This is a genomic window from Serratia sp. JKS000199 (assembly GCF_900215455.1).
Taxonomy (GTDB): Bacteria; Pseudomonadota; Gammaproteobacteria; order Enterobacterales; family Enterobacteriaceae; genus Serratia; species Serratia ureilytica.
On sequence record NZ_LT907843.1, the window covers coordinates 377,028 to 399,735 of the forward strand.

The window sequence follows — 22,708 nt, forward strand, 5'->3', positions numbered from 1 at the left end:
CGGCGTGGGGTGTTTTACAGCATAAGGCAACACTGTGATGACGCATTTTATTTTTCGTTCCCGCGCAGGCTGGAGCGCCGGTTTATGGCGCGCGTTAGCGGCGGTGGCCGTCATGATTGCCCTGGGGGGCCTGGCGCGTGCGGAGCAATTCTCCGCCAATTTCAAAGGCACGGACATTCAGGAATTTATCAATACGGTCAGTAAAAACCTGAGCAAGACCATCATTATCGATCCGGCGGTGAAAGGTAAGGTTACGGTGCGCAGCTACGAACAGCTCGACGAGAAGCAATATTACCAATTCTTTCTCAATGTGCTGGACGTCTACGGCTATACGGTCATCGGCATGCCCAACAATGTCCTGAAGGTGATCGCCGCCAAAGAGGGAAAAAGAGCCGCGCTGTCGCAAAGCGGCAGCGAGGCGATCGCCGAAGGGGATGAAGTGGTGATGCGCGTGGTGCCGCTGCGCAATATCGCGGCCAAAGACGTTTCTCCGATCTTGCGCCAGCTTAACGACAGCATCGGCGTGGGCAGCGTGGCGCATTACGAGCAGGGCAATGCGCTGTTGATCACCGGCCGAGCCGGGGTGGTCAACGGCCTGCTCGACCTTGTCAGGGAGATGGATCAGGACGACGGCAATCAGGTCGAGACCTTCGCGCTGAAGCATGCGGCGGCGCCGGAGATTGCGCGGATGGTGAACGAACTGTTTCGCGAAGAGGGTAAACGGCGTATGGCCGGGGCAGGCTCGCTGCGGCTGGTGGCGGATGAGCGCACCAACAGCGTGATGATCGCCGGGGACGATCGGGCCCGCGAACACGCCAAAGAACTGATTGAGCAGTTGGATAACAAGAGTGTCACCCAAGGCAATACCCAGGTCATTCCGCTCAAATACGCCAAGGCGCAGAGCCTGGTCGAGGTGCTGACCGGCGTGAGCGCGGGCCTGCAAAACGAGAAAGAGAGCGCCGCCGCCAACGTGGCGCTGTTGAAAAATGTGGTGATCAAGGCCGATGAGCAGACCAATGCGCTGATCATCACCGCCGCGCCGGACGTGATGCGCGATCTGGAGGCGGTGGTCGCCAAGCTGGATGTACGGCGCGCGCAGGTGCTGGTCGAAGCGGTGATCGTCGAAGTGCAGGATGGTCAGGGGCTGAACATCGGCGTGCAGTGGGCCAACAAATACGGCGGCGGCACGCAGTTCGCCGGCCAGGCGCCCGGCATCTCGGCGGGGTTCGAAAACGGCATGAGCGATGTGTTCGGCAAGGCCAACGGCCTGATGACCGGTTTCTACAGCGGCAACTGGGGCGTATTGCTGTCCGCCATCGCCAGCAACAACCAAAACAATATCCTGGCTACGCCGAGCATCGTTACGCTCGATAACGCCGAGGCGGAGTTCAGCGTCGGCCAGGATGTACCGATCCTCACCGGTTCGCAAACCACCAACAGCGATAACGTCTTCAATACCGTGTCGCGCAAAACGGTGGGCATCAAGCTCAAGGTCAAACCGCAGATCAATCAGGGCCAGTCCGTGCTGATGCAGATCGAGCAGGAGGTCTCCAGCGTTGCCGACAGCGCCGGCGCTACGCCGGATTCGCTGGGGGCGACCTTCAATATCCGCACGGTCAACAATACGGTGCTGGTGGACAGCGGTGAGACCGTGGTGGTGGGCGGGCTGCTGGACAAGTCCAACTCGGAGCTGGAGAGCAGCGTGCCGATCCTGGGCAAGATCCCGCTGGTGGGGGCGCTGTTTCGCTCGAACGCCACCAAAGCGAGCAAGCGTAATTTGATGCTGTTTATCCGCCCGACCATCATTCGCAGCACCGAGGGGTATTCCCGGCAGAGCCAGCGCAAGTTAGGCAAGTTCGACGCCGAGCAGCAGGACGATCGTGAGCTGAATAACGCACTGCGCAGCGAGATCGCCGGCGATAAGAAGGCGATCGACAATCGGGCGTTCCTCGCCACCGTCGCGCGTATCGAGGCGTTTTATTCGCGCGGAGCGCGCCCGTGAAGCCCCGTTCTGTGGGGCCGCGGCTGCCTTTTGGCTGGGCGCGGCAGCATGGCGTGCTGGCCGTCGACGGGCAGAGCGGCATCCAACTGTATTGTCACCCCGAGACCAGCCAGGCCGCGTTGATGGAGGCGTACCGCTGCCTGCCCGGTGAGCCGACGCTGGCCCGGCTGGACACGGAGGCCTTTGAACAACGGCTGGTGGCGCACTATCAGCGGGAAAGCGGCCAGGCGCAGAAAATGATCGACGATCTGGGCGGCGAACTGGATTTCTATGCGTTGGCGGAAGAGCTGCCGCAGCAGCAAGACCTGTTGGACGAACAGGACGATGCGCCGATTATCCGCCTGATTAACGCCTTGCTGAGTGAGGCGATCAAAGAGCGCGCCTCCGATATTCACATCGAAACCTACGAGAGCGAGCTGGTGATCCGTTTTCGTATTGACGGCGCGCTGCGCCGCATTCTGGCGCCACAGCGCAAGCTGGCGGCGCTGCTGGTGTCGCGCATCAAGGTCATGTCGAAGCTGGATATCGCCGAGAAGCGCGTGCCGCAGGATGGGCGCATGGCGCTGAAGGTTGGCGGGCGGGCGATCGACGTGCGGGTGTCGGTGATGCCGGCCAGCCACGGCGAGCGCGTGGTCATGCGCCTGTTGGATAAACAGGGCGTGCGGCTCGAACTGCCCAGCCTGGGCATGGCGGCGGCGCACCAACAGGCGTTGCTGCGCCTGATCCGCCAGCCGCACGGCATTATTCTGGTCACCGGCCCGACCGGTTCGGGCAAGAGCACCACGCTTTATACCTTGCTGAACCAGATCAATGACGAACAGCGCAACATCATGACGATCGAAGATCCCGTCGAGTATGAACTGGCCGGCATCGCGCAGACGCAGGTGAACCCCAAGGTGGACATGACCTTCGCGCGCGGGCTGCGCGCGCTGCTGCGTCAGGATCCCGATGTGGTGTTGATCGGCGAGATCCGCGACGGTGAAACGGCGCAGATCGCGGTGCAGGCCTCATTGACCGGACATCTGGTGCTGTCGACCCTGCATACCAACACGGCGATCGGCGCCGTGACCCGGCTGCGGGACATGGGCGTTGAACCGTTTTTGCTTTCCAGCTCGCTGAGCGGCGTGTTGGCGCAGCGCCTGGTGCGCCGGCTTTGCCCGCACTGTCGCGAGCCTTATGCGCTGCCTGACGCGCAGCGGCGCCAACTGGGGCTGGCGTCGACGCGGGCGCTGACCTGCTGGCGCCCGATAGGATGTGAGGCCTGCGGCGGGCAGGGCTATCGCGGCCGAATCGGTTTGCATGAACTGTTGGTGCTGGATGAACCGATGCGCAGGGCAATCCACCGTAGCGACGGTGAGCTGGACATCGCCAGGCTGGTCGGGGAGCGCTATCAGCCGCTGCGCCAGGATGGGATCGCCAAAATGTGCGCCGGAGAGACCAGCCTGGAAGAAGTGTTGCGGGTGACGCGCGAAGGGGATGGCGATGAAGTTTGATTATCGCGCCTGCGATCGTGAGGGGCGCGCCCGGCGTGGCGTGTTGGAGGCGGATTCTTTGCGCCAGGCCCGCGATCGGTTGCGTGAGAAGGGGTGGCAGGTGCTGGCGGTGCAGGCGCGCAGGCGATCCGCTCTTGCCGGCCTGCTCGCCGGCCGTTGGATGGGCGGCGTGAGCAGCGGCGATCTGGCGCTGCTCACCCGGCAACTGGCGACGCTGCTGTCTGCCGCGCTGCCGCTGGAAGAGGCGCTGATGGCGGTGGCGCGGCAAACGGAGAAAAAAGGCCTGCAGGCGGCGTTGACTCAGGTGAGGCAGCGCATTCTGGAGGGTTTCCCGCTGGCGCAGGCGCTGGGGCAGTATCCGCAGATTTTTGACCGTCTCTATTGCGCCATGGTGGCGGCCGGTGAGATCGCCGGCCATCTGGGGCCGGTGCTGGAACGGCTGGCTGAGTATGTCGAACAGCGCCAGCACATGAAGAACAAGATCGTGCAGGCGTTGGTGTACCCGATGGTGCTGACGGCGGTGGCGATTGGCGTGGTGGCTATCTTGCTGACGGCAGTGGTGCCGAAGGTGATCGAACAGTTTGTGCATATGAAGCAGACCTTGCCGCTGTCGACCCGGATGCTGCTCGGCGCCAGCGACGGATTGCGCCAATGGGGGGCGGCGGTGTTGATGGCGGCGCTGGCGGGACTTGGCGCTTTCCGTTATCGCCTGCGGGATCCGGCGCGGCGCGCACGCTGGCATGCGTTCATCCTGCGGTTGCCGGTGGTCGGCAAACTGTCGCTGGCGGTGAATACCGCGCGCTACGCCAAAACGCTGAGCATTTTGAACGCCAGCGCCGTGCCGTTGCTGGAGGCGATGCGCATCAGCGCCGGCGTGTTGGGTAACGAGGCTGCCCGTGAGCGCCTGCTGGCGGCGATGGAGCGGGTGCGAGAGGGGGAAGGATTGTCGCCGTCGCTTGAAGGCACCGCGCTGTTCTCGCCGATGATGCGACACATGATCATGTCCGGCGAGCGCAGCGGCGAACTGGACATGATGCTCGAACGGGCGGCGACGATGCAGCAGGAGGCCTTCAGCCGGCAAATCACGCTGGCGCTGGGGCTGTTTGAGCCTTTATTGGTGATCGCGATGGCCGGTTCGGTGCTGTTTATCATTCTGGCCATCCTGCAGCCGATATTGCAGCTCAATAATATGGTCGGCTAATCATGCCATTAATGGAGAGTAAAGTGAGTCATATCAGCAATATGCGCAGGTCCCGGCAGCGTGGGTTCACGCTGCTGGAAATCATGGTGGTGATCGTCATTCTGGGGCTGTTGGCCAGCCTGACCATCCCAAGCCTGATGGGTAACAAGGAGAAGGCCGATCGGCAAAAGGCCGCCAGCGATATCGTCGCGCTGGAGAACGCGCTGGATATGTACAAGCTGGATAACGGCCGTTATCCCAGCGCGGAGCAGGGGCTGGCGGCGTTGGTGACCCGGCCGACGCTGGCGCCGATCCCAAGGAATTATCCCGAAGACGGTTATATCCGCCGCTTGCCGCAAGACCCCTGGGGGCAAGCGTATCGTCTGCGCAACCCGGGGCGCCATGGCAAGCTGGATGTGTTCACGCTGGGGCCGGACGGCGTCGCCGATACCGATGATGACATCGGTAACTGGGTGGCCGACGCGCCATGAGGCGCATACGCGGTTTTACGCTGCTGGAGACCATGTTGGTATTGCTGCTGCTGGGGGTGACCAGCGGCCTGGTGATGCTGAGTTTTCCGGCGGATGAGAAGCCGTTGGCGCAGCAGGGAGAGCGATTGAGCCATTGGCTGAATGCCCTCGCCGAGCGGGCCGAGCGCGAAGGGGTGAGGTATGGCGTGGCGTTCGATGATGGCGGTTGGCGCAGCGTCGCCGAAGCGGGGCGGGAGAGCCGGGAGCAGTACGCTCTGCCGGACGGCGTCGCGCTGCGGCTGAGCGTTGAAGGGCAAACCGTCGCGCTCGCCGCAGAGGCGGCGCTGCCGCAGGTGTGGCTGTATCCGGGGGGCGAAACCACGGCATTCAGCGTGGAGCTATCCCAGGGCAAGTGTCTGTGGCGATTGCAGGCGCCCGGTTACTTTGTATTTGAAACGACGGACATTCGTTGCGATGACGCGGAAAATGAGACGCCAGCAGGGCATGACGCTGCTGGAAGTGATGGTGGCCATGATGATCTTCGCCATCGGCTGTCTGGCGCTGATCAACAGCACCGGCGGCCAGGTGCGTAGCCTGAGCGCGATCGAAGCCAAGACCGTGGCGCTGTGGGTGGCGGACAACCAGCTGACGCTGCTGCAGCTCGAGCCCCGCCCACCGACGCTCGCCTGGCATTCGGGCACCACGGTGATGGCCGGTGAAACCTGGCACTGGCGCTATCGCGGGCGGGAGACCAGCGACGCCGGGATGCGGGCGATCGCGATTGAAGTCAGGCGCGACCCGCAGGATCGCAATGCGCTGGTGGAGATGCTCACCTACAGGGCGTTGTTGTGAAGCGCGCTTTGCAACGGGGTTTTACGCTGGTGGAAATGCTGTTGGCCATCGCCCTGTTCGCCATGCTGTCGCTCACCGCATTGACGGTCTTCAGAGGCGTGCTGAAAAACGACGAAATCACCCAGCGCAAATCGACGCAGTTGACCCAGCTGCAACGGGCGCTGGCGATCGTCGAGCGCGATTTGACGCAGGCGCAGGCGCGCGCGCCGACCGGCGATAAACGCTGGCCGGCGGCGCCGGAGTTTGCGGTGCTGCAGACGGCGGGAGAGGAAGGCGGCGATTTTCAGCTGTTGCTGATCCGAAACGGCTGGCCGAACCCCCAGGCCCGATTGCCGCGCGCCACGCAGGAGCGGGTGGCGTATCGCTACCGGCAGGGGCGGCTCGAACGCCTCAGTTACCCGAATTTGAGCAGCCCGCAGGCGGCGGCGCGCAGCGTGCTGCTGCTGTCTGAGGTGACGCGGTTCCAATTGCGTTTTTACCGGCAGGGCGAATGGTTGACGGCCTGGCGCGCCGGCGGGCTGCTGCCGCAGGCGGTGGAAATCGCCATCGACACCCCCGCGCTGGGGGAAGTCCGGCGCATCGTCACGTTGCCCGCTGCGAGGCCACTATGAATAAACAACGCGGTATGGCGCTGTTGATGGTGTTGCTGATGATGTCGCTGATGGCGATCGTGGCGGTCAATATCAACGATAACTGGCAGCGTTCGCTGGTGCGCACCCAGTCTCAGCAGGATCGACTGAGGGCGAAATGGTTGCTGCTGGGCGGCGAGAGCTACGCCCGGCAGCGGCTGCAGCAGGCGGGAGAGCAGCGGAAGGCGTGGGGGGCATCAGGGGTGACCTTCAGCATGCGCACCGAAGAGGGGGAAGTGGCGATACGTCTGCGCCGCGTTGACGCCTGTTTCAACCTCAACGCCCTGATCCGCGCCGCCGGCCCGGCGGATGTCGGCGATAGCGAGGGGGGCCCCCCCAATAAGGAGAGGCGAATATTCATGCTGCTATTGAACAATCAGGGGATCGCCGCTGCCCAGGCGGGCGCGATTGCCGATGCGATCGTCGCCAGAGCCTATGGCGAAGGATATCTGATGGGGGATGTCAGCGAGCTGCGGGAGCTGGCCGGCATCGACCGCGAGCTTTATCTGCGTCTTGCGCCGCTGCTTTGTGCGGCGCCGGATGCCGAGCTGCGCCTCAATCCGGACGCCGTGAACGACGCTCAGCTGCCGCTGCTGCGGGCGATGTTGATGAACGCGCTGAGCGATGAGCGGCTGCGGGCGCTGCTGGCGGCCCGCCCGCCGCAGGGCTGGCAGACGCTGGCGTTTTTGTCGCAGGAAAAAGCGCTGCAGGCGCTGGGCGAGGATGGCCTTGGCGAGCGACTTATTTTCGACGATAACCGCTGGATTGCGCAGCTGCAGCTTAGGCTGAACGACGGACGCTATCGGCTGGTCAGCGCGTTGCAGCCGAGCCCGTCAGGCGTCACGGTCAGCGGACGTCGGTTCGACAGAGGGGAAGGGTAAACGATGGCGAACACCATCCTGCTTATCGCGCTGGACGATGATGCGATGGCCGATGTGCGCTGGGGCCGCGTCGGCGAGACGCGCTGCCGCTTTGCCGCCCGCCTCGATCTGGCCGAAGGCGGTAGCGAGTTGGCGGCTATGGCGCAGGGCAGCCGGGTCGTGGTGCTGGTGCCTGCCCGTCATGTGGTGCTGAGACAAACGACATTCCAGGGCAAGGCCCGGCAGGCGACGCCGCTGGCGCTGGCGTACTCCCATGAGACCGGGTTGTTGACCGATGTCGAGCAGATGCATTGGGCGGTGCTGGGCAAGGTGCAGCGCGATTTCACTATCGCCGGCGTTGCGCTGGCGCAGATGCAAGGGTGGGTTGATAGCCTCAACGCCTGCGGCATTCGCGTCGATGCCCTGCTGCCCGACGTGCTGGCGTTGCCGTTGCCGAACCAATGCAGCGCACTGCGCTGGCGCGGACACTGGCTGCTCCGAACGGGGGGCATGCAGGGCATGCAGTTGCCCGATGCCTGGGGGGACAGCGTCCCGTGGCCGACGCCGGATTGGTGTCTGCACAGTGGCGGAGAGGTGCCGGCGGGCTGGGAAACGGCGCGTATCGATGAGGATCCGCTGTGGCGATTGGCGGAAGAGGCCTGGAACAGCACATCCACGCTGTTGCAGGGGCGTTTCAAACCGGGCGTGCGCTGGCCGCGCCGTCTGCCCGATAAGACCGCCTGCGCGATGCTGTTGCTCAGCGGTTCGCTGCTGGTGGGGGGCTTGCATCACCAATTAATGGCCAGACAGAGCGAAAGCCAGATAACTGCGCTGACTCAGCGCCTGCTGCCGAGTGGCGAGACCGCGCCGGCGTTCGCCGAACGGGCGGCGCAAGCGTGGGCACGGCGTATGCAAGACACCCTGAATGCGCCGCAGCTGTTCAGGCTGTTGCCCTACGCGGCCGAGGCGCTTGCTGTCTGGGAACCTCCGCAGTTGCAGACGCTGGCTTTCGACGCCGCCGACGATCGTTTGGTGGTGACGGTAAACAGAAACGACGCGCCGCTGCCGGCGCCGGTCAACGACGGTGGCGTCAGCATGACGTTCAGCGAGGGAAGCGCGCCTAACCAGGCGATCCTGACGGTGAGAGGTGAGCGATGAACATCGGTTGGCGCGATAAGGCGCTGCGGCGGGCAGTGCTGTTAAGCCTGTTGATGCTGATGGCCTGCGGCTACTGCCTGTATCAATTTTCACAGGCGCAAAAAAACGCACAACGGCTGGCGGCGCTGCGGGAGCAGGCGCGCGTCATCCAACAATTGCAGGCGCGTTTGCCGCAGAGCGCCGCCGCGCGCGAGCAACTGCCGGAGCGACTGCGACAGAGTGCGCTGGCATATCGCATCGCCATCGCCGAACTGACGGAAAGTGAAGCGGATGTGCGGGTCACGCTGCCGCCCGTGCCATTTGAACGCCTGTTGCCGTGGCTGGCCGCCCTGCAACGCGAGCACGGGATCCGCGTGCTCTCACTCGCCGCAGAACGTGCGGGGCAGGCGCCGGGCGTGGTGCAAATCAGCCAACTGCGGGTAACGGCGCAACCGGCGATGTCACCCACGCGACGACAATAGAGGATCCAGAGAACCATGCTATCCGCAATAAACGCAGTGGCCGATGAACACTGGCTGCTATTTAGCGCCGTGTTGAGCCTGTGCATCGGCAGTTTTATCAATGTGGTCGTTTATCGGCTGCCTGTCATGCTTGAGCGCGAAATGGAAATGGCGCAGGCCGAACGATTTAATCTCTTTTTGCCGCGTTCATTCTGCCCGTGTTGCACAATGAAAATATCGGCGCTCGATAATATTCCTTTATTAAGTTGGCTGCTGTTGCGCGGTCGCTGTCGTTATTGTCGCACGCCTATTTCCATCCGTTATCCACTGGTGGAGCTATTGCTGATGCTAATGGGAATAACGCTGGCCTGGCGCGTTGGCATCGGTGTGGATTGGGTTTTCATGTTGGCGTTTGCTGCATTGCTGCTGGCCTTGGCGGCGATCGACAGCGAGTGTCAGCTGTTGCCGGATTGCCTGACGCTGTCGCTGCTGTGGGCCGGGCTGTTGTGGCATTGCCTGGCGCACCCGGCATTTTTGCCGACGGCGGTCATCGGCGCGCTGGCGGGGTATTTGACGCTGTGGCTGCTGTATTGGGGATTTCGTCTCGCGACCGGCCGCGAGGGGCTGGGATACGGCGATTTTAAACTGCTGGCGGCGCTCGGCGCCTGGGGCGGCTATGCCGTTTTGCCGTCGATTCTGCTGTTTGCCGCCACCGGCAGCCTGCTGTGGCTGCTGCTGCGGGTGTGGCGCGGCGGCGATGGGGCGCAGCCCCTGCCTTTTGGCCCGGGTTTGGCGGTGGCGGGCGCCGGCGCGGTAGCCTGCCAGTGGCTTGCGCTACCGCTGGCGGGTTAACGGAGCTGGGCTAAAAACGGCGCCAGCGTTCGGTTGAGTCCGCTGCACTTCTCTTGCAACGGCGTGGCGTCGGCCTCCAGCTGCGCGGCGACGTTTTTGCCTGCATCAAGCAACTGGGTGCGATTAAGCGCCGGCGCCCAGCCTTTTCTCTCCGCCGCCTGCAACGCCGCCGCCGCGAGTGGGTCGTTGGTCGGGATATCGGCGCGGTTGCAGCGTTCTCTCAGAAACTGGCCGGCGCCGACCAGCGATGACAGCTGGTCGCGCTGGATGGCGGCGTCAGGGGCCGATTTGGCGGCGTGCTGACAGCCGGATAACAGCAGGCATGCCATGAACGCCGTGGCGATGTTTTTCAATGTCACGTTATTTTCCCTGTGGAATTAATTGGCGCGGTGTCGGTATTTTCTTGCGCCGCATGGCGGCGCTTTACGAGGTCAGGAATATTTTAACCCTTTATCATGCGGTTTAATATTCTGACGGCATTAGGTTTTATTATTTTAATGCATTCTAAGTGCCGGGCGTTCAGGGCTTCTACTTATTATTCCTCTCGCGGTATCGCCGCATCTCTTTGAGTTTCTTCTCACTCAGTTGGAATCCAATAAATTTAACTGGAGTCGTAATGAAATTATCCAAAATCGCCCTGATGATGGCAGCGCTCACTGCCTCCTCGGCCGCCTGGTCGCACGGTTATATCGAAGTGCCCGAGAGCCGCGCCTACAAGTGCAAGCTGGGCAGCAACACCGACTGCGGCCGAGCGCAGTGGGAACCGCAGAGCGTCGAGCAGGTTTCCGGCTTCCCTGGCGGCGCGACGCCGCGCGACGGCCAGCTGGCCAGCGGCGGGGTGGGCGGGTTCGAGCCGCTGGATCGTCAGGGCGTCAACGTCTGGGCGTTGAACACCATGAAGCCGGGACCGCAGACGTTCACCTGGTACCACACCGCCAAGCACAAAACCAATAACTGGCGTTATTACATCACCAAACAAGACTGGGACGTGAATAAGCCGCTGTCGCGCGAGGCTTTCGAAAAAGAGCCGTTCTGTGAAGTCGATGGCCATGCTCAGGCGCCAAAAGATCGCGAAGTGCACCAGTGCGTGGTGCCGGAGAGAACCGGCTATCAGGTGATTTATGGCGTGTGGGAAATCAATGACACGGTGAACAGCTTCTATCAGGTGGTTGACGTCAACTTCGAGGACGACGGCGTCGTGTCCGAATGGCGCAAGCAGCTGCAAGGCTCTCTCTCCGGCAAAAACCTGCAGGTTGGCGACAAGGTGATCGCCCGTTTCTTTGATGCGGACGGTGAAGTGCTGACGATGAAAACCGAGCTGGCGATCGACAGTGAGGCGCTGACCGACAAAAACCGCTGGAGCCACGCGTTGGCCAGCAAGATCAACGCCGAACAGAAAGCGGTGCGTGCCGGGGTGAAAGACGGTAAAGGCAACGTCAATCCGGTGTTTGGCAATAATGCGGTCTTTGCCAAACAAGGCAGCACGATGAAGAGCGTGGTGATCTCCTATGAGGAAGAAACGCCGACTATCACCGAAGAGATCCGCATCGGCAACCTGTCCAGCACCAAGATCAAGGACGGTAAAGCTCAGCTGACCTTCAATGCCGAGGTTAAAGGCAAATTGACCGTTGAAGCGCGCGTTTACGATCACGGCCAGACGGAAAAAGGCTACGTGAAAGAGACGCTGGAAGACGCCAGCCAGCCGCTGACCGTCGCGCTGAACAACGTCAGCGAGGGCCATCACATGCTGAAAGTGATCGCCAGCAACGACAATGGGCAGAGCATTCAGCCGGATATCGAAAACTTCAATCTGGAAGCTGAATCCACCGGCGGTGGCGGCAATGGCGACTACAACTTCGTCTTCCCGAACGCGCTGAGTAAATACACCGCCGGCACCACGGTGCTGCAACCGAAAGACGGCAAGGTTTATCAGTGCAAACCTTTCCCTTACAGCGGTTACTGCATGCAGTGGAACAGCGGCGCGACTCAGTTTGAGCCGGGCGTGGGATCCAACTGGCAGGACGCCTGGGTCGTGAAAAAGTAAGTGCGCATCGGATAGTCAAGCGGCCAATGATGGCCGCTTTTAAAGGAGCTTTATGTCACACGAACCTGCCCGTTACGATCTTTTCAGTCGGTTACTGCATTGGGGCATTGCCGCCGTGATGATCTACGTCATGATCGTGGGTTATTCACTGCATTTTATGACGGATGCGCGCATCTTCGCCTTTTTCTCCGTGACCAATATGTCGTTGGCCTTGGTGCTGACACCGCTGATGGCGGCACGCTTTATCTGGCGTTTTTTCCGGCCTAAAGTGCCTTATGGCGATATGCTGCAAGGGCGCGAGAAGGGGTTGGTGCATTTGCTGCACGAAATATTCTACCTGCTGATTTTCGTGGTGTTGCTGAGCGGATTTCTCATGCTGGAGCATGACTTTGCGGTTTTCGGCGCGATCGATTTCCCCCGTCCGATTGCGAATCTTGAGGTTAATCGTTTCTTTTTCGCCGTGCACCGTTATTCATGCATCGCGCTGTCGGCCATGATTGTGCTGCACATCGCGGCGGTGATTAAGCATCACTGTTTCGCCCGGCGGGCGATTTTGCGCCGTATGCTCTGAGCCTGGCGGTGATGGATCACGCCGCCCGGCGCGGCGGCGTGGCAGCGATGGCCTCAGGGATATTCGCCGCGATGTGCACCACATAGGCAATGTGAGGCGAGCGTCTTCACGCGTGAATAGCGTTAAGGCGTAATACCCCGGGCATTAACCGAGAATTGTTGCTATTTATTATTAACGGCAAAGATAAGTGTAATTAACATTTCGTTGTCAATAGGAAAATGACCTATTCAACTTGAACATTGAAGCCGATAAAAGCATCGGCTCAACGCGTTGGGGGCTGATTATCTGACATATTTCCAAACGGAGGTGGGGATTTTGTCATACAGCTTGTTCATGGTCAGCTCCGCCAAACGATGATCGGCGGCTGAGTAAAACAGCTCCAGTTCATCATCGGAAAGCTCGTACTTATTTTTTTCAATAACACGTTCGAGAGTATCAATCGTGGTGCATTTACGTAAACGCATCAGATAGTCGGTTTTAGTCATGGTGGCCTTTTAGTTTAATAACCGTAAAATAGCTCGGGAATAATTATCCCCTAAGTTTTCATTGTCGTACAGATGTCCTCTCCTGAGAACATTCTGAATAATCTCGCCTTGGTTTTTTGCCAGCGGCGCAGGTCGGAATCATTGATACCGTAGCTGCTGAACAGCGTATAGGTATCGTCGAGATATTCCTCGACTAACTCCGACAAATCGGATTCGTCCATGTATTTAATTTTATAACTCATCACAAACGAAGCGATATGTTCGATCAACTCATTAAGCTGAAGGTTGACGGAGGATGTCGGATCGTTGACCCACCCGTGGTGGCTGTCTCCCAGGGTGGCGATACCTTCATCATACAAATTTTCGCACAAGAATTTGAGTTGAGCAATGTCGTGTCGCTTAGGCGAATACTCATCCATATCATCCCCTCCGTAAGTCTTAATGGCGGTGTTGATAACACTATGTGAGTAAGCTGATTTACATCATGAACGGAGGCAGCTTAACGGTGGTTAAATAAACTTCCCGTAAAATGAATATAAATCATTTTTTCGCGTTTGGCCTGCAGTTATTACGTAAACTTACAATTCATCCGCGGTTGATGGGCGTGAGTTATCAATGATGTCGAAGATTAAACCCCGTTGCGCCACACGGAACCGGACGCTATCGCTGATCGTGTCTTCGCTGTTGATATCCAGGCAAGCATTAAAAATGCCCCACTTATAGCGATAACTCATTGAATAATCGCTGTCACCTTGTTGCACTATATCAAGTATTTCTAATGAATCTTCGGCATAGCGTGCGCTTTCAGAATAAAAACTGAGTCCGCTGGTCAGCGGCGGCACTAACTCCGCAATATTGTCATTAATCACTTTCTTTAATTTTTTAACAGAAAGTGCGTTGACGTCCAGGTTACAGGCAAGGGTAACAAGCATTAATCTCGGCCAACAACAATGTTATCTGCTCATCTTACTCCTTTTCCACTCGCGCCGGTAAATTTTTCGATTTACCGCTGTTTTTTTACCTTCCGCCAACATTTTTGCCGAACGTGAATATCCCTGAGTTTGATAAGGGGGCGAGGGGGGAGGGACCTGCTGCGCGACGAGCTGTTACGTTCCGTTGCATTAATGAGTCCGGCAACGCTTGAGACATACTATTAATTGTGATGTTATATTGTAACTATAAATCTGCTGCTTTGGTTATTCCCTTGATTCCCACTTCTCAAAATGACGCCGCGTCGTCACTGAATTCGTTGTTCACCACCTCCGCGGCCGTGCGCTGTGCGGGCGCTATCGTTTTGTTGACTCTGCTGTGGCTCGGCATTTTTTGGGCGGTGTCGCTGCCATGATTTCATTACGTCAGCTGGCGATAGGCTATGGCGCCACGCCGCTTTTCCCGCCGCTGAGCGGGCAGTTTAGCGCCGGTTCGTTAACCGCGGTGGTGGGCGTCAACGGGGCAGGGAAATCGACGTTGCTGAAAACGCTCGCCGGTTTGTTGCCGCCTGTGGCGGGTCGCCTGGACTTTAGCGGTGAAAAGCCGCCGCGCAAGGCTTATTTACCGCAGCAGGCGGATCTGGATCGGCAATTCCCGATCGCGGTGAGCGATCTGGTGGCGATGGGATGTTGGCCGCAAAGCGGCATGTTCGGCGGCATGAACCAGCGTGCGGCGAGCCAGGTTAATGAGGCGCTGGCGAGCGTCGGCATGAGCGCGCTGGCGCACAGTCCGGTGGGCGAGCTCTCCGGCGGCCAGCTGCAGCGGGTGCTGTTTGCGCGCCTGCTGGTCCAACAGGCGCGGTTGATCCTGCTGGATGAACCCTTCACCGGCATCGACAGCGCCACTACGCAGATCCTGCTGCAGGTGATCGCGCAGCTGCACCAGCAGGGGAGAACGGTGATCGCCGTCCTGCATGACATGTCGATGGTCGCCGAGCATTTTCCGCAGGTGCTGTTGCTGACCCCGCAGGCGTGTCATTGGGGCGCGGCCGAGCGCGTGCTGGAACAGGTGCCGCGGTATCTCGCCGCCGAACGGCAGCCGAGCCTGCGGGTGGTGGCGCCATGATGCTGTTGCATGGGCTTATCGACCCTTTTCTCTCTTTCGGTTTTATGCGTCGCGCATTGATGGCGTGTCTGGCGCTGTCGCTCAGCGCCGCCCCGCTGGGGGTGTTTCTGTTGCTGCGCCGCATGAGCCTGGTGGGGGATGCATTGTCCCACGCGGTGTTGCCCGGCGCGGCAATCGGTTATCTGATTTCCGGCATGTCGCTGGTGGCCATGGGCGTGGGCGGCTTTATCGCCGGGCTGGCGGTGGCGATGTTGTCCGGCCTGGTGAGCCGCCGCACGCCGCTGAAAGAGGACGCCAGCTTCGCCGGATTCTATCTGGGGTCGCTGGCGCTCGGGGTCACGTTGGTCTCGCTGCGCGGTTCCAGCGTGGATCTGCTGCACGTGCTGTTCGGTTCGATTCTGGCGGTGGATGCGCAGGCGATGCTGATGGTCGGTGCGATCGCTACGGTGTCGCTGCTGGCGCTGGCGGCGCTGTACCGCGCGTTAGTGATCGAATCTTTCGACGTGACTTTTCTGCGCGTTAACGCGCCGCGCCGGTTGGCGCTGATCCACGGCCTGTTTTTGGCGCTGGTGGTGGTCAATCTGGTGGCGGGGTTCCAGATCCTCGGCACCCTGATGTCGGTGGGGCTGATGATGCTGCCCGCCGCCAGCGCACGCTTCTGGGCGCGCAATCTGCCGCAGACGCTGGCGGTGGCGATGGGCATCGGCGCGCTGTCCAGCCTGATTGGGCTGGTGTGGTCCTACTACGCTTCGCTGCCTGCCGGTCCGGCGATCGTGCTCAGCGCCAGCGTCATCTTCTTTGTCTCGATCCTGTTTGGAACGCGTGGAGGCATTTACGCCTTTGCGCGCCGTTGAGAAGTGCCATTTGCAAGGAGAAAATATGAAACGTTTACCTATATCGCTGGCGGTTGCTGCTCTGCTGGCCAGCCCATTGGCGATGGCGAAGACCGTCGACGCCGTCGCCAGCTTTTCCATTCTGGGCGATATCGTCAAACAGGTGGGAGGCGATCACGTCAAGGTTAGCACGCTGGTGGGGCCGGATGGCGATCCGCACAGTTTCGAGCCTTCGCCGCAGGACGGCAAGAAGCTGGCTCAGGCCGACGTGGTGTTCGTCAGCGGCCTGGGGCTGGAAGGGTGGATCGATCGCCTGGTCAGCGCTTCGGGTTATAAAGGGCAGGTGATCACCGCTTCACAGGGGATCAACACCCGCCAGATGGAGGAGGACGGCAAACCGATTACCGATCCCCACGCCTGGAACAGCATGAAAAACGGCGTGCAGTACGCCACCAACGTGATGAACGCCCTGATCGCCGCCGATCCCGAGGATGCCAACTATTTTCGCCAGCGCGGCGCCGAGTACATTCAGCAGTTGCAAAAGCTGGATCTGTGGGCCAAAACCCAGTTCGCCGCTGTGCCGCCGCAGAAACGTAAGGTGCTCACCAGCCATGATGCCTTTGGTTACTTTGGGCAAGAGTATGGCGTCACCTTCCTTGCGCCGGTCGGATTTTCCACCGAGGCCGAAGCCAGCGCCAGCGATGTGGCCGGCCTGATCAAACAAATCAAACAGGAAAAAGTTAACGCTTACTTTATCGAAAACCAGACCGATCCGCGGCTGGTGAAACAGATTGCCGCCGCCACCGGCGCCAAGGCGGGCGGCGAGCTGTACCCTGAAGCGCTCTCGCGCGTGGGCGGCCCGGCGGCCACCTATGAGCAGGCGTTCAAGCACAATGTCGACGCGCTGCTGAGCAGCATGAAGTAATCTCCGCCCCCGCTTGCCGGCGGGGGCAGCTTGTAGGCACTTTCTCGCCATAAAAAAAGCCCCGTTGAGCAGCAACGGGGCTTTGCGACAGATGGCACTTTGGAGTTAACGCTTTTTCTTACGTCCCTGTACCGCTTTGAATCGCGGATTGCTTTTACAGATCACATAGATGCGGCCACGACGACGCACGACTTTGCAATCCGGGTGGCGATTTTTCGCCGAACGCAATGAACTCAATACCTGCATGGGGGTTCCTTGTTACTTATTGCCGATAAAGCGGCCAAAGCGCTGCTGGAAGCGCGCCGTGCTGCCTTCTTTGGAATAGTCTTTCTGCTTGCCGGTGTAATACGGATGCGAAGCGGAAGAGACGTCGAGGGTGACATACGGCCAGCTTTCGCCGTCCAGCTCGATTGTGCGATCGGTTTTGATGGTCGATCCCACTTTGAAGTAGGCGTTGGCGCTGACATCGTGGAACACCACGGTGCGATAATCGGGATGGATGCCGGGTTTCATAATGGCTCTCTCTTGTAATGTTATACTATAACAACAATTATGCGCCGACCGGGCATCACGATCAAGCGTAAATTGCACACACGAGTGAATTAATGAGAACGGTTTGCATTAAGCAACTGAAGCAAAAGAAAAAGGCCGCATGCGCGGCCTTTTCGATTATCGGGTAGAAATCTCTTCACTGAACGATCAGTGATGCTCTACCGGGTGGCTGTGTTCCAGGTCTTCGTTCTTCTTGCTGAAGCGGCGGCGAACCACCACGAAGAACACCGGTACGAAGAAGATCGCCAATACGGTCGCGGTGATCATCCCGCCCATTACGCCGGTACCTACCGCGTTCTGTGCGCCGGAGCCTGCGCCGCTGCTGATAACCAGCGGCAGAACCCCGAGGATGAAGGCCAGGGACGTCATCAGAATTGGACGCAGACGCATACGCACCGCTTCCAACGTCGCTTCGATCAGACCTTTGCCTTCTTTCTCCATCAGATCCTTGGCGAATTCCACGATCAGGATGGCGTTCTTCGCCGATAGACCGATGGTGGTCAACAGCCCCACCTGGAAGTACACGTCGTTATTCATGCCGCGCATCGTCGCGGCCAACAACGCACCGATAACCCCCAGCGGCAATACCAGCATGACCGAGAACGGTACGGACCAGCTTTCATACAGCGCCGCCAGACACAGGAACACCACCAGAATCGAGATGGCGTACAGCGCCGGCGCCTGGTTGCCCGACAGACGTTCCTGATAGGACATGCCGGTCCAGTCGTAACCGATGCCGCTTGGCAGTTTGGACGCCAGCTGTTCCATCAGGTTCATCGCTTCACCGGTACTCTTGCCCGGTGCAGCCTGGCCCAGAATTTCCATCGACGGCAAGCCGTTATAGCGTTCCAGACGCGGTGAGCCGTATTCCCATTTCGCCGAAGAGAAGGCGGAGAATGGCACCATCTGGCCGCTGGTACCGCGCACGTACCACTTGTTGATGTCTTCCGGCAGCATACGGAACGGCGCGTCTGCCTGTACGTACACCTTCTTCACACGACCGCGGTCGATGAAGTCGTTGACGTACGAACCGCCCAGTGCGGTGCTCAGCGTGCTGTTGATGGTGGTGATGCTCACGCCCAGCGCCTTGGCTTTCTCCTGATCGACGATCAGTTTGAACTGCGGCGTATCTTCCAGGCCGTTCGGGCGCACGCCCACCAGCACGTCCGGATGCTGAGCAACCATGCCCAACAGCTGGTTACGCGCTTCGGTCAGTTTTTCGTGCCCCAGGCCGCCCTGGTCAATCAGCTCGAAGTCGAAGCCGGTTGCGGTACCGAGTTCGATGATCGCCGGCAGGTTGAACGGGAACACCAGGCCTTCTTTAATCTGCGAGAAGGCGCCCATGGCGCGACCCGCGATCGCTTCTACCTTGTTCCCGGCCCCTGGACGCTCACCCCAGTCTTTCAGGCTGACGAATGCCAGGCCGTTGTTCTGGCCGTTACCGTTGAAGCCGAAGCCCGCGACGGTAAACACCGAAACCACGTTGTCCTTTTCCTTGTTCAGGAAGTAGTCGGAGACTTCTTCCAACACCTTGTTGGTGCGGGATTCGGTGGCGCCGGCAGGCAACTGCACCATGGTCAACAGGATGCCCTGATCTTCGTCCGGCAGGAACGAAGAGGGCAGGCGCAGGAACAGCAGGCCCATGCCAACCACGATCAGCAGGTAGATGATCAGGTAGCGGCCGGTGCTGCGCAGGATGTTGCCCACGCTGTCGGTGTAGTGATGCGTGCTCTTCTCGAACATGCGGTTAAACCAGCCGAAGAAGCCCGTTTTAACCCCGTGATCGCCTTTCGGGATCGGTTTGAGCAGGGTGGCGCACAGCGCCGGTGTCAGGATCAAGGCCACCAGCACCGACAGCGCCATCGCGGACACGATGGTGATCGAGAACTGACGATAGATGGCGCCGGTTGAACCGCCGAAGAACGCCATCGGCACGAATACCGCCGACAGCACCATGGCGATACCCACCAGCGCGCCCTGGATCTGGCCCATCGATTTACGGGTAGCTTCTTTCGGCGGCAGCCCCTCTTCGGACATGACGCGCTCGACGTTTTCCACCACCACGATGGCATCATCCACCAGCAGGCCGATCGCCAACACCATGCCGAACATCGTCAGGGTGTTTATCGAGAAGCCGAACGCCGCGAGTATCGCAAAGGTCCCCAGCAACACCACCGGCACCGCGATGGTTGGGATCAGCGTCGCGCGGAAGTTCTGCAGGAACAGATACATCACCAGGAATACCAGGATGATGGCTTCGATCAGCGTTTTCACCACTTCGTTGATAGAGATCTTAACGAATGGGGTGGTGTCGTACGGATAAACCACTTTCATCCCTTGCGGGAAGAATGGCGCCATCTTGGCCAGCTCGTCTTTCACACCTTTGGCGGTGTTCAAGGCGTTGGCGCCGGTCGCCAGTTTGATACCCAGGCCGGCGGCAGGCTTGCCGTTATAACGCGCGGTAACGGCATAGCTCTCCGCGCCGCGCTCGATGTGAGCGACGTCGCGCAGGCGCACCTGGGAACCGTCGGTATTGACCTTCAGCAGGATCTTGCCGAACTCTTCCGGCGAAGTCAGACGGGTCTGCGCGATGATCGAGGCGTTCAACTGCTGCCCCGGCACCGGCGGCAGGCCGCCCAGCTGGCCTGCGGCGATCTGGTTGTTCTGCTCGGTGATGGCGGAGGTCACATCCGTGGTCGTCAGCTGGTAGTTGTTCAGCTTGTTCGGATCCAGCCAGATACGCATCGCGTACTGGGCACCGAACAGCTGCACTTCACCCACGCCGGACGAACGGCTGATCGGGTCCTTGATGTTGGACGCCACGTAGTCCGCAATATCGTCCTGAGTCATGTTCGGATCGTCGGAAACGAAGCCGGCCACCATCAGGAAGCTGCTGCTGGATTTTTCTACTTTCAGGCCCTGCTGCTGAACTTCTTGCGGCAGCAGCGGGGTGGCCAACGACAGTTTGTTCTGGACCTGAACCTGCGCGATGTCAGGATCGGTGCCGGACTCAAACGTCAGGGTAATGGTGACGCTACCAGAGGAATCACTGGTGGAGGACATGTACATCAGGTTATCGATACCATTCATGTTCTGTTCGATAATCTGTGTGACGGTATCCTGCACCGTTTTGGCATCTGCGCCCGGGTAGTTGGCGGAAATACTCACCGCCGGCGGTGCAATAGTGGGATACTGCGCGATTGGCAGTTTCATTATTGCAAGCACCCCCGCCAACATGACGATGATGGCGATTACCCAGGCGAAAATTGGGCGGTCTATAAAGAACTTAGCCATGTATTACAGGCTCCTTTTTATGACTTCTGCGCTTCAGACTGCGGCTGTTTTTGCGCCTGAGTGTCAACTTCCTGCACTTTTACCTGCGCGCCCGGATGCACTTTCATCAGGCCGGTGACGATGACGCGATCGCCGGCTTTCAGGCCATCGGTAACCAGCCATTTGTCGCCAATCGCCTGGTCCGCCTTCAGCGTGCGCAGCTCAACTTTGTTGTCTGCCCCTACCACCAACGCCGTCGCGTCGCCGCGCGGGTTGCGGGTGACGCCCTGTTGAGGCACCAGCAATGCATCGCTGCGTACGCCTTCGTCCAGACGGGCGCGCACGAACATGCCAGGCAACAGCGTATCGTTCGGGTTAGGGAACAGGGCGCGAATGGTGATGGAGCCGGTGGTCTCATCGACGGTGACGTCGGAGAACTCCAGCGTGCCTTCCTGCGCGTATTCGGTGCCGTTTTCCAGCATCAGTTTCACTTTGGCCTTGCCGTTTTCCTGCTTCAGCGCGCCGCTGGCCAGTTCTTGCTTCAGGCGCAGGAAGTCGGTGCTCGACTGGGTGACGTCGACATACATCGGATCCAACTGCTGCACGGTGGACAGGGCGGTTGCCTGGCCGTTGCTGACCAGCGCGCCTTCGGTCACGGCGGATTTGCCGATGCGGCCGGAGATCGGAGAGGTCACCTTGGTGTACGCCAGGTTGATGCGCGCGGTTTCCACGGCGGCCTTGGCGGCCACCACGGCGGCATCCGCTTGCTGCAGCGTGGACACGGCGTTGTCATAGTCCTGCTTGCTGATGTAGCTGGTGCCCAGCAATGGCTTGTAGCGGTTTACCGTCACGCGTGCGATGGAAGCGCTGGCCTGCGCTTTGGCCAAATCGCCTTTCGCGCTGTCGTAGCTGGCCTGATAGGTCGCGGGATCGATTTGGTACAGAGACGTCCCGGCCTTGATATCGCTGCCTTCAACGAAGTTACGCTTCAGGATGATGCCGCTGACCTGAGGGCGAACTTCGGCGATGCGATACGCAGCGGTGCGGCCAGGAAGATCGGTAGTGATATTGAGAGGCTCGGCCTTCAAAGTGACTACGCCCACTTCAGGCGCCTGTTGTTGGGCGCCTTGCTGTTGGGTTTCTTTATCGTTACATCCTGTTAGCACTAAGCTGCCTGAAAGCATCAGAACGGCCGCCAGAGGCGTTAACCCTCTGTTTTTGTTCATAGAAAAACCTCAAGTGTCCGATTTCAAAATGATCAATGGATCACAAGCTTTAAAACCCATTGCTGCGTTAATTATATGTGCGTGCTATGGTACATACATTCGCGAATGTATGTAAATCACACTCCCCCTAAATAACAATGCCATGGCACGAAAAACCAAACAGCAGGCGCAAGAAACCCGACAGCAAATCCTCGATGCTGCGGTGAGGGAGTTCTCTGTACGTGGCGTTGCTGCAACGTCACTGACAGATATTGCCACCGCTGCCGGGGTTACGCGTGGAGCCATTTACTGGCACTTCAAAAATAAGGTAGACCTGTTTAATGAAGTTTGGGAATCTACCGAGCCGAAAATTGACCAGCTCGAAACAGAGTATCAGGCAAAGTTTCCCGATAATCCACTGCGGGTTATCCGGGAAATTCTGATTTACATTCTGACGTCTACGGTTGAAGACGGCCGCAGGCGGGCGTTGATGGAGATTATATTCCACAAATGCGAGTTTGTCGGTGAAATGATGCCGCTGCTGGATTCGCGCAAGGTGTTGTACCTCGCCGGCTACGAACGCATCGAAGCGGTGCTGTATAACTGCATTCACCACGAGCAATTGCCCGCCGATTTGCATACCCGCCGTGCGGCGATCATCCTGCGCGGTTATATCACCGGCCTGATGGAAAACTGGCTGTTTATGCCGGAAAGTTTCGATCTGCGGGCCGAAGCCGAAGCGCTGGTCGATGCGTTTTTGGAGATGCTGCAGTTTTGCCCCACCTTGCGCCTCAACCCCGACGTCGACCGCCTTCCTTTATAAGGAGAG

The 22,708-nt window shown here is 59.5% G+C and carries 25 protein-coding genes and 1 pseudogene; 18 read left to right on the top strand and 8 right to left on the bottom strand.

Going from position 1 to position 22,708, the window contains the following annotated elements; translation table 11 throughout:
* Positions 1 to 37 precede the first annotated feature (37 nt).
* The 12 genes and pseudogenes from gspD to CPH57_RS24795 all read left to right on the top strand — a co-directional run bounded on the left by gspD (position 38) and on the right by CPH57_RS24795 (position 9,936).
* On the top strand, positions 38 to 2,002 hold the full coding sequence (gene gspD, locus CPH57_RS01860) for a type II secretion system secretin GspD (protein ID WP_172427995.1): 1,965 nt from the start codon (positions 38 to 40) through the stop codon (positions 2,000 to 2,002).
* A complete protein-coding gene (gene gspE, locus CPH57_RS01865) occupies positions 1,999 to 3,495 on the top strand; it encodes a type II secretion system ATPase GspE (RefSeq protein WP_172427996.1) in 1,497 nt (498 codons plus the stop codon). Before gspD ends, gspE begins: the two co-directional genes overlap by 4 nt.
* Entirely contained in the window at positions 3,485 to 4,696 is a 1,212-nt protein-coding gene (gene gspF / locus CPH57_RS01870; protein ID WP_096242817.1) for a type II secretion system inner membrane protein GspF, read from the top strand. The genes gspE and gspF overlap by 11 nt, the downstream gene beginning before the upstream one ends.
* Before the next feature lie 41 nt (positions 4,697 to 4,737).
* The gene (gspG, locus tag CPH57_RS01875) at positions 4,738 to 5,166 is read left to right on the top strand and encodes a type II secretion system major pseudopilin GspG (RefSeq protein WP_033644207.1); all 429 of its coding nucleotides are present in this window, start codon (positions 4,738 to 4,740) and stop codon (positions 5,164 to 5,166) included.
* Entirely contained in the window at positions 5,163 to 5,738 is a 576-nt protein-coding gene (locus CPH57_RS01880) for a prepilin-type N-terminal cleavage/methylation domain-containing protein (protein WP_069100187.1), read from the top strand. The genes gspG and CPH57_RS01880 overlap by 4 nt, the downstream gene beginning before the upstream one ends.
* Positions 5,650 to 5,997, top strand: a complete 348-nt coding sequence (gspI, locus tag CPH57_RS01885; RefSeq protein ID WP_046688366.1) for a type II secretion system minor pseudopilin GspI — start codon at positions 5,650 to 5,652, stop codon at positions 5,995 to 5,997. The genes CPH57_RS01880 and gspI overlap by 89 nt, the downstream gene beginning before the upstream one ends.
* The gene (gene gspJ / locus CPH57_RS01890; RefSeq protein WP_042783795.1) at positions 5,994 to 6,608 is read left to right on the top strand and encodes a type II secretion system minor pseudopilin GspJ; all 615 of its coding nucleotides are present in this window, start codon (positions 5,994 to 5,996) and stop codon (positions 6,606 to 6,608) included. The genes gspI and gspJ overlap by 4 nt, the downstream gene beginning before the upstream one ends.
* Positions 6,605 to 7,507: a type II secretion system minor pseudopilin GspK gene (gene gspK, locus CPH57_RS01895; RefSeq protein ID WP_096241959.1), complete on the top strand. Its 903-nt coding sequence runs from the start codon at positions 6,605 to 6,607 to the stop codon at positions 7,505 to 7,507. The genes gspJ and gspK overlap by 4 nt, the downstream gene beginning before the upstream one ends.
* A 3-nt stretch (positions 7,508 to 7,510) precedes the next feature.
* On the top strand, positions 7,511 to 8,644 hold the full coding sequence (gene gspL / locus CPH57_RS01900) for a type II secretion system protein GspL (RefSeq protein WP_096241960.1): 1,134 nt from the start codon (positions 7,511 to 7,513) through the stop codon (positions 8,642 to 8,644).
* Positions 8,641 to 9,105 carry a type II secretion system protein GspM gene (gene gspM / locus CPH57_RS01905; RefSeq protein ID WP_033651100.1) on the top strand — a complete coding sequence of 155 codons (465 nt, stop codon included), beginning with the start codon at positions 8,641 to 8,643 and terminating at the stop codon, positions 9,103 to 9,105. The genes gspL and gspM overlap by 4 nt, the downstream gene beginning before the upstream one ends.
* A gap of 126 nt (positions 9,106 to 9,231) precedes the next feature.
* Positions 9,232 to 9,399, top strand: a pseudogene (locus CPH57_RS24790) (prepilin peptidase); the annotation flags it as partial.
* Positions 9,400 to 9,429: 30 nt separating this feature from the next.
* A complete protein-coding gene (locus CPH57_RS24795; protein ID WP_274256613.1) occupies positions 9,430 to 9,936 on the top strand; it encodes an A24 family peptidase in 507 nt (168 codons plus the stop codon).
* Here the strand turns inward: CPH57_RS24795 and gspS are convergent.
* The gene (gspS, locus tag CPH57_RS01915) at positions 9,933 to 10,295 is read right to left on the bottom strand and encodes a type II secretion system pilot lipoprotein GspS (RefSeq protein ID WP_052752709.1); all 363 of its coding nucleotides are present in this window, start codon (positions 10,293 to 10,295) and stop codon (positions 9,933 to 9,935) included. The genes CPH57_RS24795 and gspS overlap by 4 nt on opposite strands.
* A gap of 257 nt (positions 10,296 to 10,552) precedes the next feature.
* On the opposite strand from gspS, the gene gbpA reads away from it, so the two are divergent.
* Positions 10,553 to 11,980: an N-acetylglucosamine-binding protein GbpA gene (gene gbpA, locus CPH57_RS01920; protein WP_096241962.1), complete on the top strand. Its 1,428-nt coding sequence runs from the start codon at positions 10,553 to 10,555 to the stop codon at positions 11,978 to 11,980.
* A gap of 52 nt (positions 11,981 to 12,032) precedes the next feature.
* Positions 12,033 to 12,551, top strand: coding sequence for a cytochrome b (locus CPH57_RS01925; RefSeq protein ID WP_033642102.1), 519 nt, complete (start codon positions 12,033 to 12,035; stop codon positions 12,549 to 12,551).
* Positions 12,552 to 12,832: 281 nt separating this feature from the next.
* Here the strand turns inward: CPH57_RS01925 and CPH57_RS01930 are convergent, their stop codons facing one another.
* The 3 genes from CPH57_RS01930 to CPH57_RS01940 form a co-directional block, all read right to left on the bottom strand.
* Positions 12,833 to 13,036 carry an HHA domain-containing protein gene (locus CPH57_RS01930; protein ID WP_004940313.1) on the bottom strand — a complete coding sequence of 68 codons (204 nt, stop codon included), beginning with the start codon at positions 13,034 to 13,036 and terminating at the stop codon, positions 12,833 to 12,835.
* Between the two features lie 50 nt (positions 13,037 to 13,086).
* Positions 13,087 to 13,455 (bottom strand): Hha toxicity modulator TomB, encoded by a 369-nt coding sequence (tomB, locus tag CPH57_RS01935; protein WP_004940312.1) that lies wholly within the window; start codon positions 13,453 to 13,455, stop codon positions 13,087 to 13,089.
* Between the two features lie 159 nt (positions 13,456 to 13,614).
* Positions 13,615 to 13,968, bottom strand: coding sequence for a hypothetical protein (locus tag CPH57_RS01940; RefSeq protein ID WP_096241963.1), 354 nt, complete (start codon positions 13,966 to 13,968; stop codon positions 13,615 to 13,617).
* A 409-nt stretch (positions 13,969 to 14,377) separates the two neighbouring features.
* Between CPH57_RS01940 and CPH57_RS01945 the strand changes: the two genes are divergently transcribed.
* The 3 genes from CPH57_RS01945 to CPH57_RS01955 are packed head-to-tail and all read left to right on the top strand — an operon-like array spanning position 14,378 to position 16,849.
* Positions 14,378 to 15,091 (top strand): metal ABC transporter ATP-binding protein, encoded by a 714-nt coding sequence (locus tag CPH57_RS01945; RefSeq protein WP_096241964.1) that lies wholly within the window; start codon positions 14,378 to 14,380, stop codon positions 15,089 to 15,091.
* Positions 15,088 to 15,945: a metal ABC transporter permease gene (locus tag CPH57_RS01950; protein ID WP_033651105.1), complete on the top strand. Its 858-nt coding sequence runs from the start codon at positions 15,088 to 15,090 to the stop codon at positions 15,943 to 15,945. Before CPH57_RS01945 ends, CPH57_RS01950 begins: the two co-directional genes overlap by 4 nt.
* A gap of 25 nt (positions 15,946 to 15,970) precedes the next feature.
* On the top strand, positions 15,971 to 16,849 hold the full coding sequence (locus CPH57_RS01955) for a metal ABC transporter substrate-binding protein (protein WP_033642106.1): 879 nt from the start codon (positions 15,971 to 15,973) through the stop codon (positions 16,847 to 16,849).
* Positions 16,850 to 16,954: 105 nt separating this feature from the next.
* On the opposite strand, the gene ykgO is transcribed toward CPH57_RS01955, so the two are convergent.
* The 4 genes from ykgO to sdeX form a co-directional block, all read right to left on the bottom strand.
* Positions 16,955 to 17,095, bottom strand: coding sequence for a type B 50S ribosomal protein L36 (gene ykgO, locus CPH57_RS01960; protein ID WP_004940304.1), 141 nt, complete (start codon positions 17,093 to 17,095; stop codon positions 16,955 to 16,957).
* A gap of 12 nt (positions 17,096 to 17,107) precedes the next feature.
* Positions 17,108 to 17,362 (bottom strand): type B 50S ribosomal protein L31, encoded by a 255-nt coding sequence (locus CPH57_RS01965; RefSeq protein ID WP_004940303.1) that lies wholly within the window; start codon positions 17,360 to 17,362, stop codon positions 17,108 to 17,110.
* A 186-nt stretch (positions 17,363 to 17,548) separates the two neighbouring features.
* Complete coding sequence (gene sdeY / locus CPH57_RS01970) at positions 17,549 to 20,695, bottom strand: multidrug efflux RND transporter permease subunit SdeY (protein WP_060659858.1); 3,147 nt, start codon at positions 20,693 to 20,695, stop codon at positions 17,549 to 17,551.
* Between the two features lie 17 nt (positions 20,696 to 20,712).
* Positions 20,713 to 21,900 carry a multidrug efflux RND transporter periplasmic adaptor subunit SdeX gene (sdeX, locus tag CPH57_RS01975; protein WP_033642108.1) on the bottom strand — a complete coding sequence of 396 codons (1,188 nt, stop codon included), beginning with the start codon at positions 21,898 to 21,900 and terminating at the stop codon, positions 20,713 to 20,715.
* A gap of 142 nt (positions 21,901 to 22,042) precedes the next feature.
* Between sdeX and acrR the strand changes: the two genes are divergently transcribed.
* The gene (gene acrR, locus CPH57_RS01980) at positions 22,043 to 22,702 is read left to right on the top strand and encodes a multidrug efflux transporter transcriptional repressor AcrR (RefSeq protein ID WP_096241965.1); all 660 of its coding nucleotides are present in this window, start codon (positions 22,043 to 22,045) and stop codon (positions 22,700 to 22,702) included.
* Positions 22,703 to 22,708 lie beyond the last annotated feature (6 nt).

Excerpts from the sequence above, each read along its gene's own strand:
- sdeY (WP_060659858.1), bottom strand. The coding sequence starts at position 20,695 with ATGGCTAAGTTCTTTATAGACCGCCCAATTTTCGCCTGGGTAATCGCC.
- CPH57_RS01930 (WP_004940313.1), bottom strand. The coding sequence starts at position 13,036 with ATGACTAAAACCGACTATCTGATGCGTTTACGTAAATGCACCACGATT.
- gspI (WP_046688366.1), top strand. The coding sequence starts at position 5,650 with ATGACGCTGCTGGAAGTGATGGTGGCCATGATGATCTTCGCCATCGGC.
- gbpA (WP_096241962.1), top strand. The coding sequence starts at position 10,553 with ATGAAATTATCCAAAATCGCCCTGATGATGGCAGCGCTCACTGCCTCC.
- CPH57_RS01945 (WP_096241964.1), top strand. The coding sequence starts at position 14,378 with ATGATTTCATTACGTCAGCTGGCGATAGGCTATGGCGCCACGCCGCTT.
- ykgO (WP_004940304.1), bottom strand. The coding sequence starts at position 17,095 with ATGCAGGTATTGAGTTCATTGCGTTCGGCGAAAAATCGCCACCCGGAT.
- CPH57_RS01880 (WP_069100187.1), top strand. The coding sequence starts at position 5,163 with ATGAGGCGCATACGCGGTTTTACGCTGCTGGAGACCATGTTGGTATTG.
- gspD (WP_172427995.1), top strand. The coding sequence starts at position 38 with ATGACGCATTTTATTTTTCGTTCCCGCGCAGGCTGGAGCGCCGGTTTA.
- gspM (WP_033651100.1), top strand. The coding sequence starts at position 8,641 with ATGAACATCGGTTGGCGCGATAAGGCGCTGCGGCGGGCAGTGCTGTTA.
- CPH57_RS01965 (WP_004940303.1), bottom strand. The coding sequence starts at position 17,362 with ATGAAACCCGGCATCCATCCCGATTATCGCACCGTGGTGTTCCACGAT.
- tomB (WP_004940312.1), bottom strand. The coding sequence starts at position 13,455 with ATGGATGAGTATTCGCCTAAGCGACACGACATTGCTCAACTCAAATTC.
- sdeX (WP_033642108.1), bottom strand. The coding sequence starts at position 21,900 with ATGAACAAAAACAGAGGGTTAACGCCTCTGGCGGCCGTTCTGATGCTT.
- CPH57_RS24795 (WP_274256613.1), top strand. The coding sequence starts at position 9,430 with ATGCTAATGGGAATAACGCTGGCCTGGCGCGTTGGCATCGGTGTGGAT.
- acrR (WP_096241965.1), top strand. The coding sequence starts at position 22,043 with ATGGCACGAAAAACCAAACAGCAGGCGCAAGAAACCCGACAGCAAATC.
- gspL (WP_096241960.1), top strand. The coding sequence starts at position 7,511 with ATGGCGAACACCATCCTGCTTATCGCGCTGGACGATGATGCGATGGCC.
- CPH57_RS01940 (WP_096241963.1), bottom strand. The coding sequence starts at position 13,968 with ATGCTTGTTACCCTTGCCTGTAACCTGGACGTCAACGCACTTTCTGTT.
- gspG (WP_033644207.1), top strand. The coding sequence starts at position 4,738 with ATGCGCAGGTCCCGGCAGCGTGGGTTCACGCTGCTGGAAATCATGGTG.
- CPH57_RS01950 (WP_033651105.1), top strand. The coding sequence starts at position 15,088 with ATGATGCTGTTGCATGGGCTTATCGACCCTTTTCTCTCTTTCGGTTTT.
- CPH57_RS01955 (WP_033642106.1), top strand. The coding sequence starts at position 15,971 with ATGAAACGTTTACCTATATCGCTGGCGGTTGCTGCTCTGCTGGCCAGC.
- gspK (WP_096241959.1), top strand. The coding sequence starts at position 6,605 with ATGAATAAACAACGCGGTATGGCGCTGTTGATGGTGTTGCTGATGATG.
- gspF (WP_096242817.1), top strand. The coding sequence starts at position 3,485 with ATGAAGTTTGATTATCGCGCCTGCGATCGTGAGGGGCGCGCCCGGCGT.
- CPH57_RS01925 (WP_033642102.1), top strand. The coding sequence starts at position 12,033 with ATGTCACACGAACCTGCCCGTTACGATCTTTTCAGTCGGTTACTGCAT.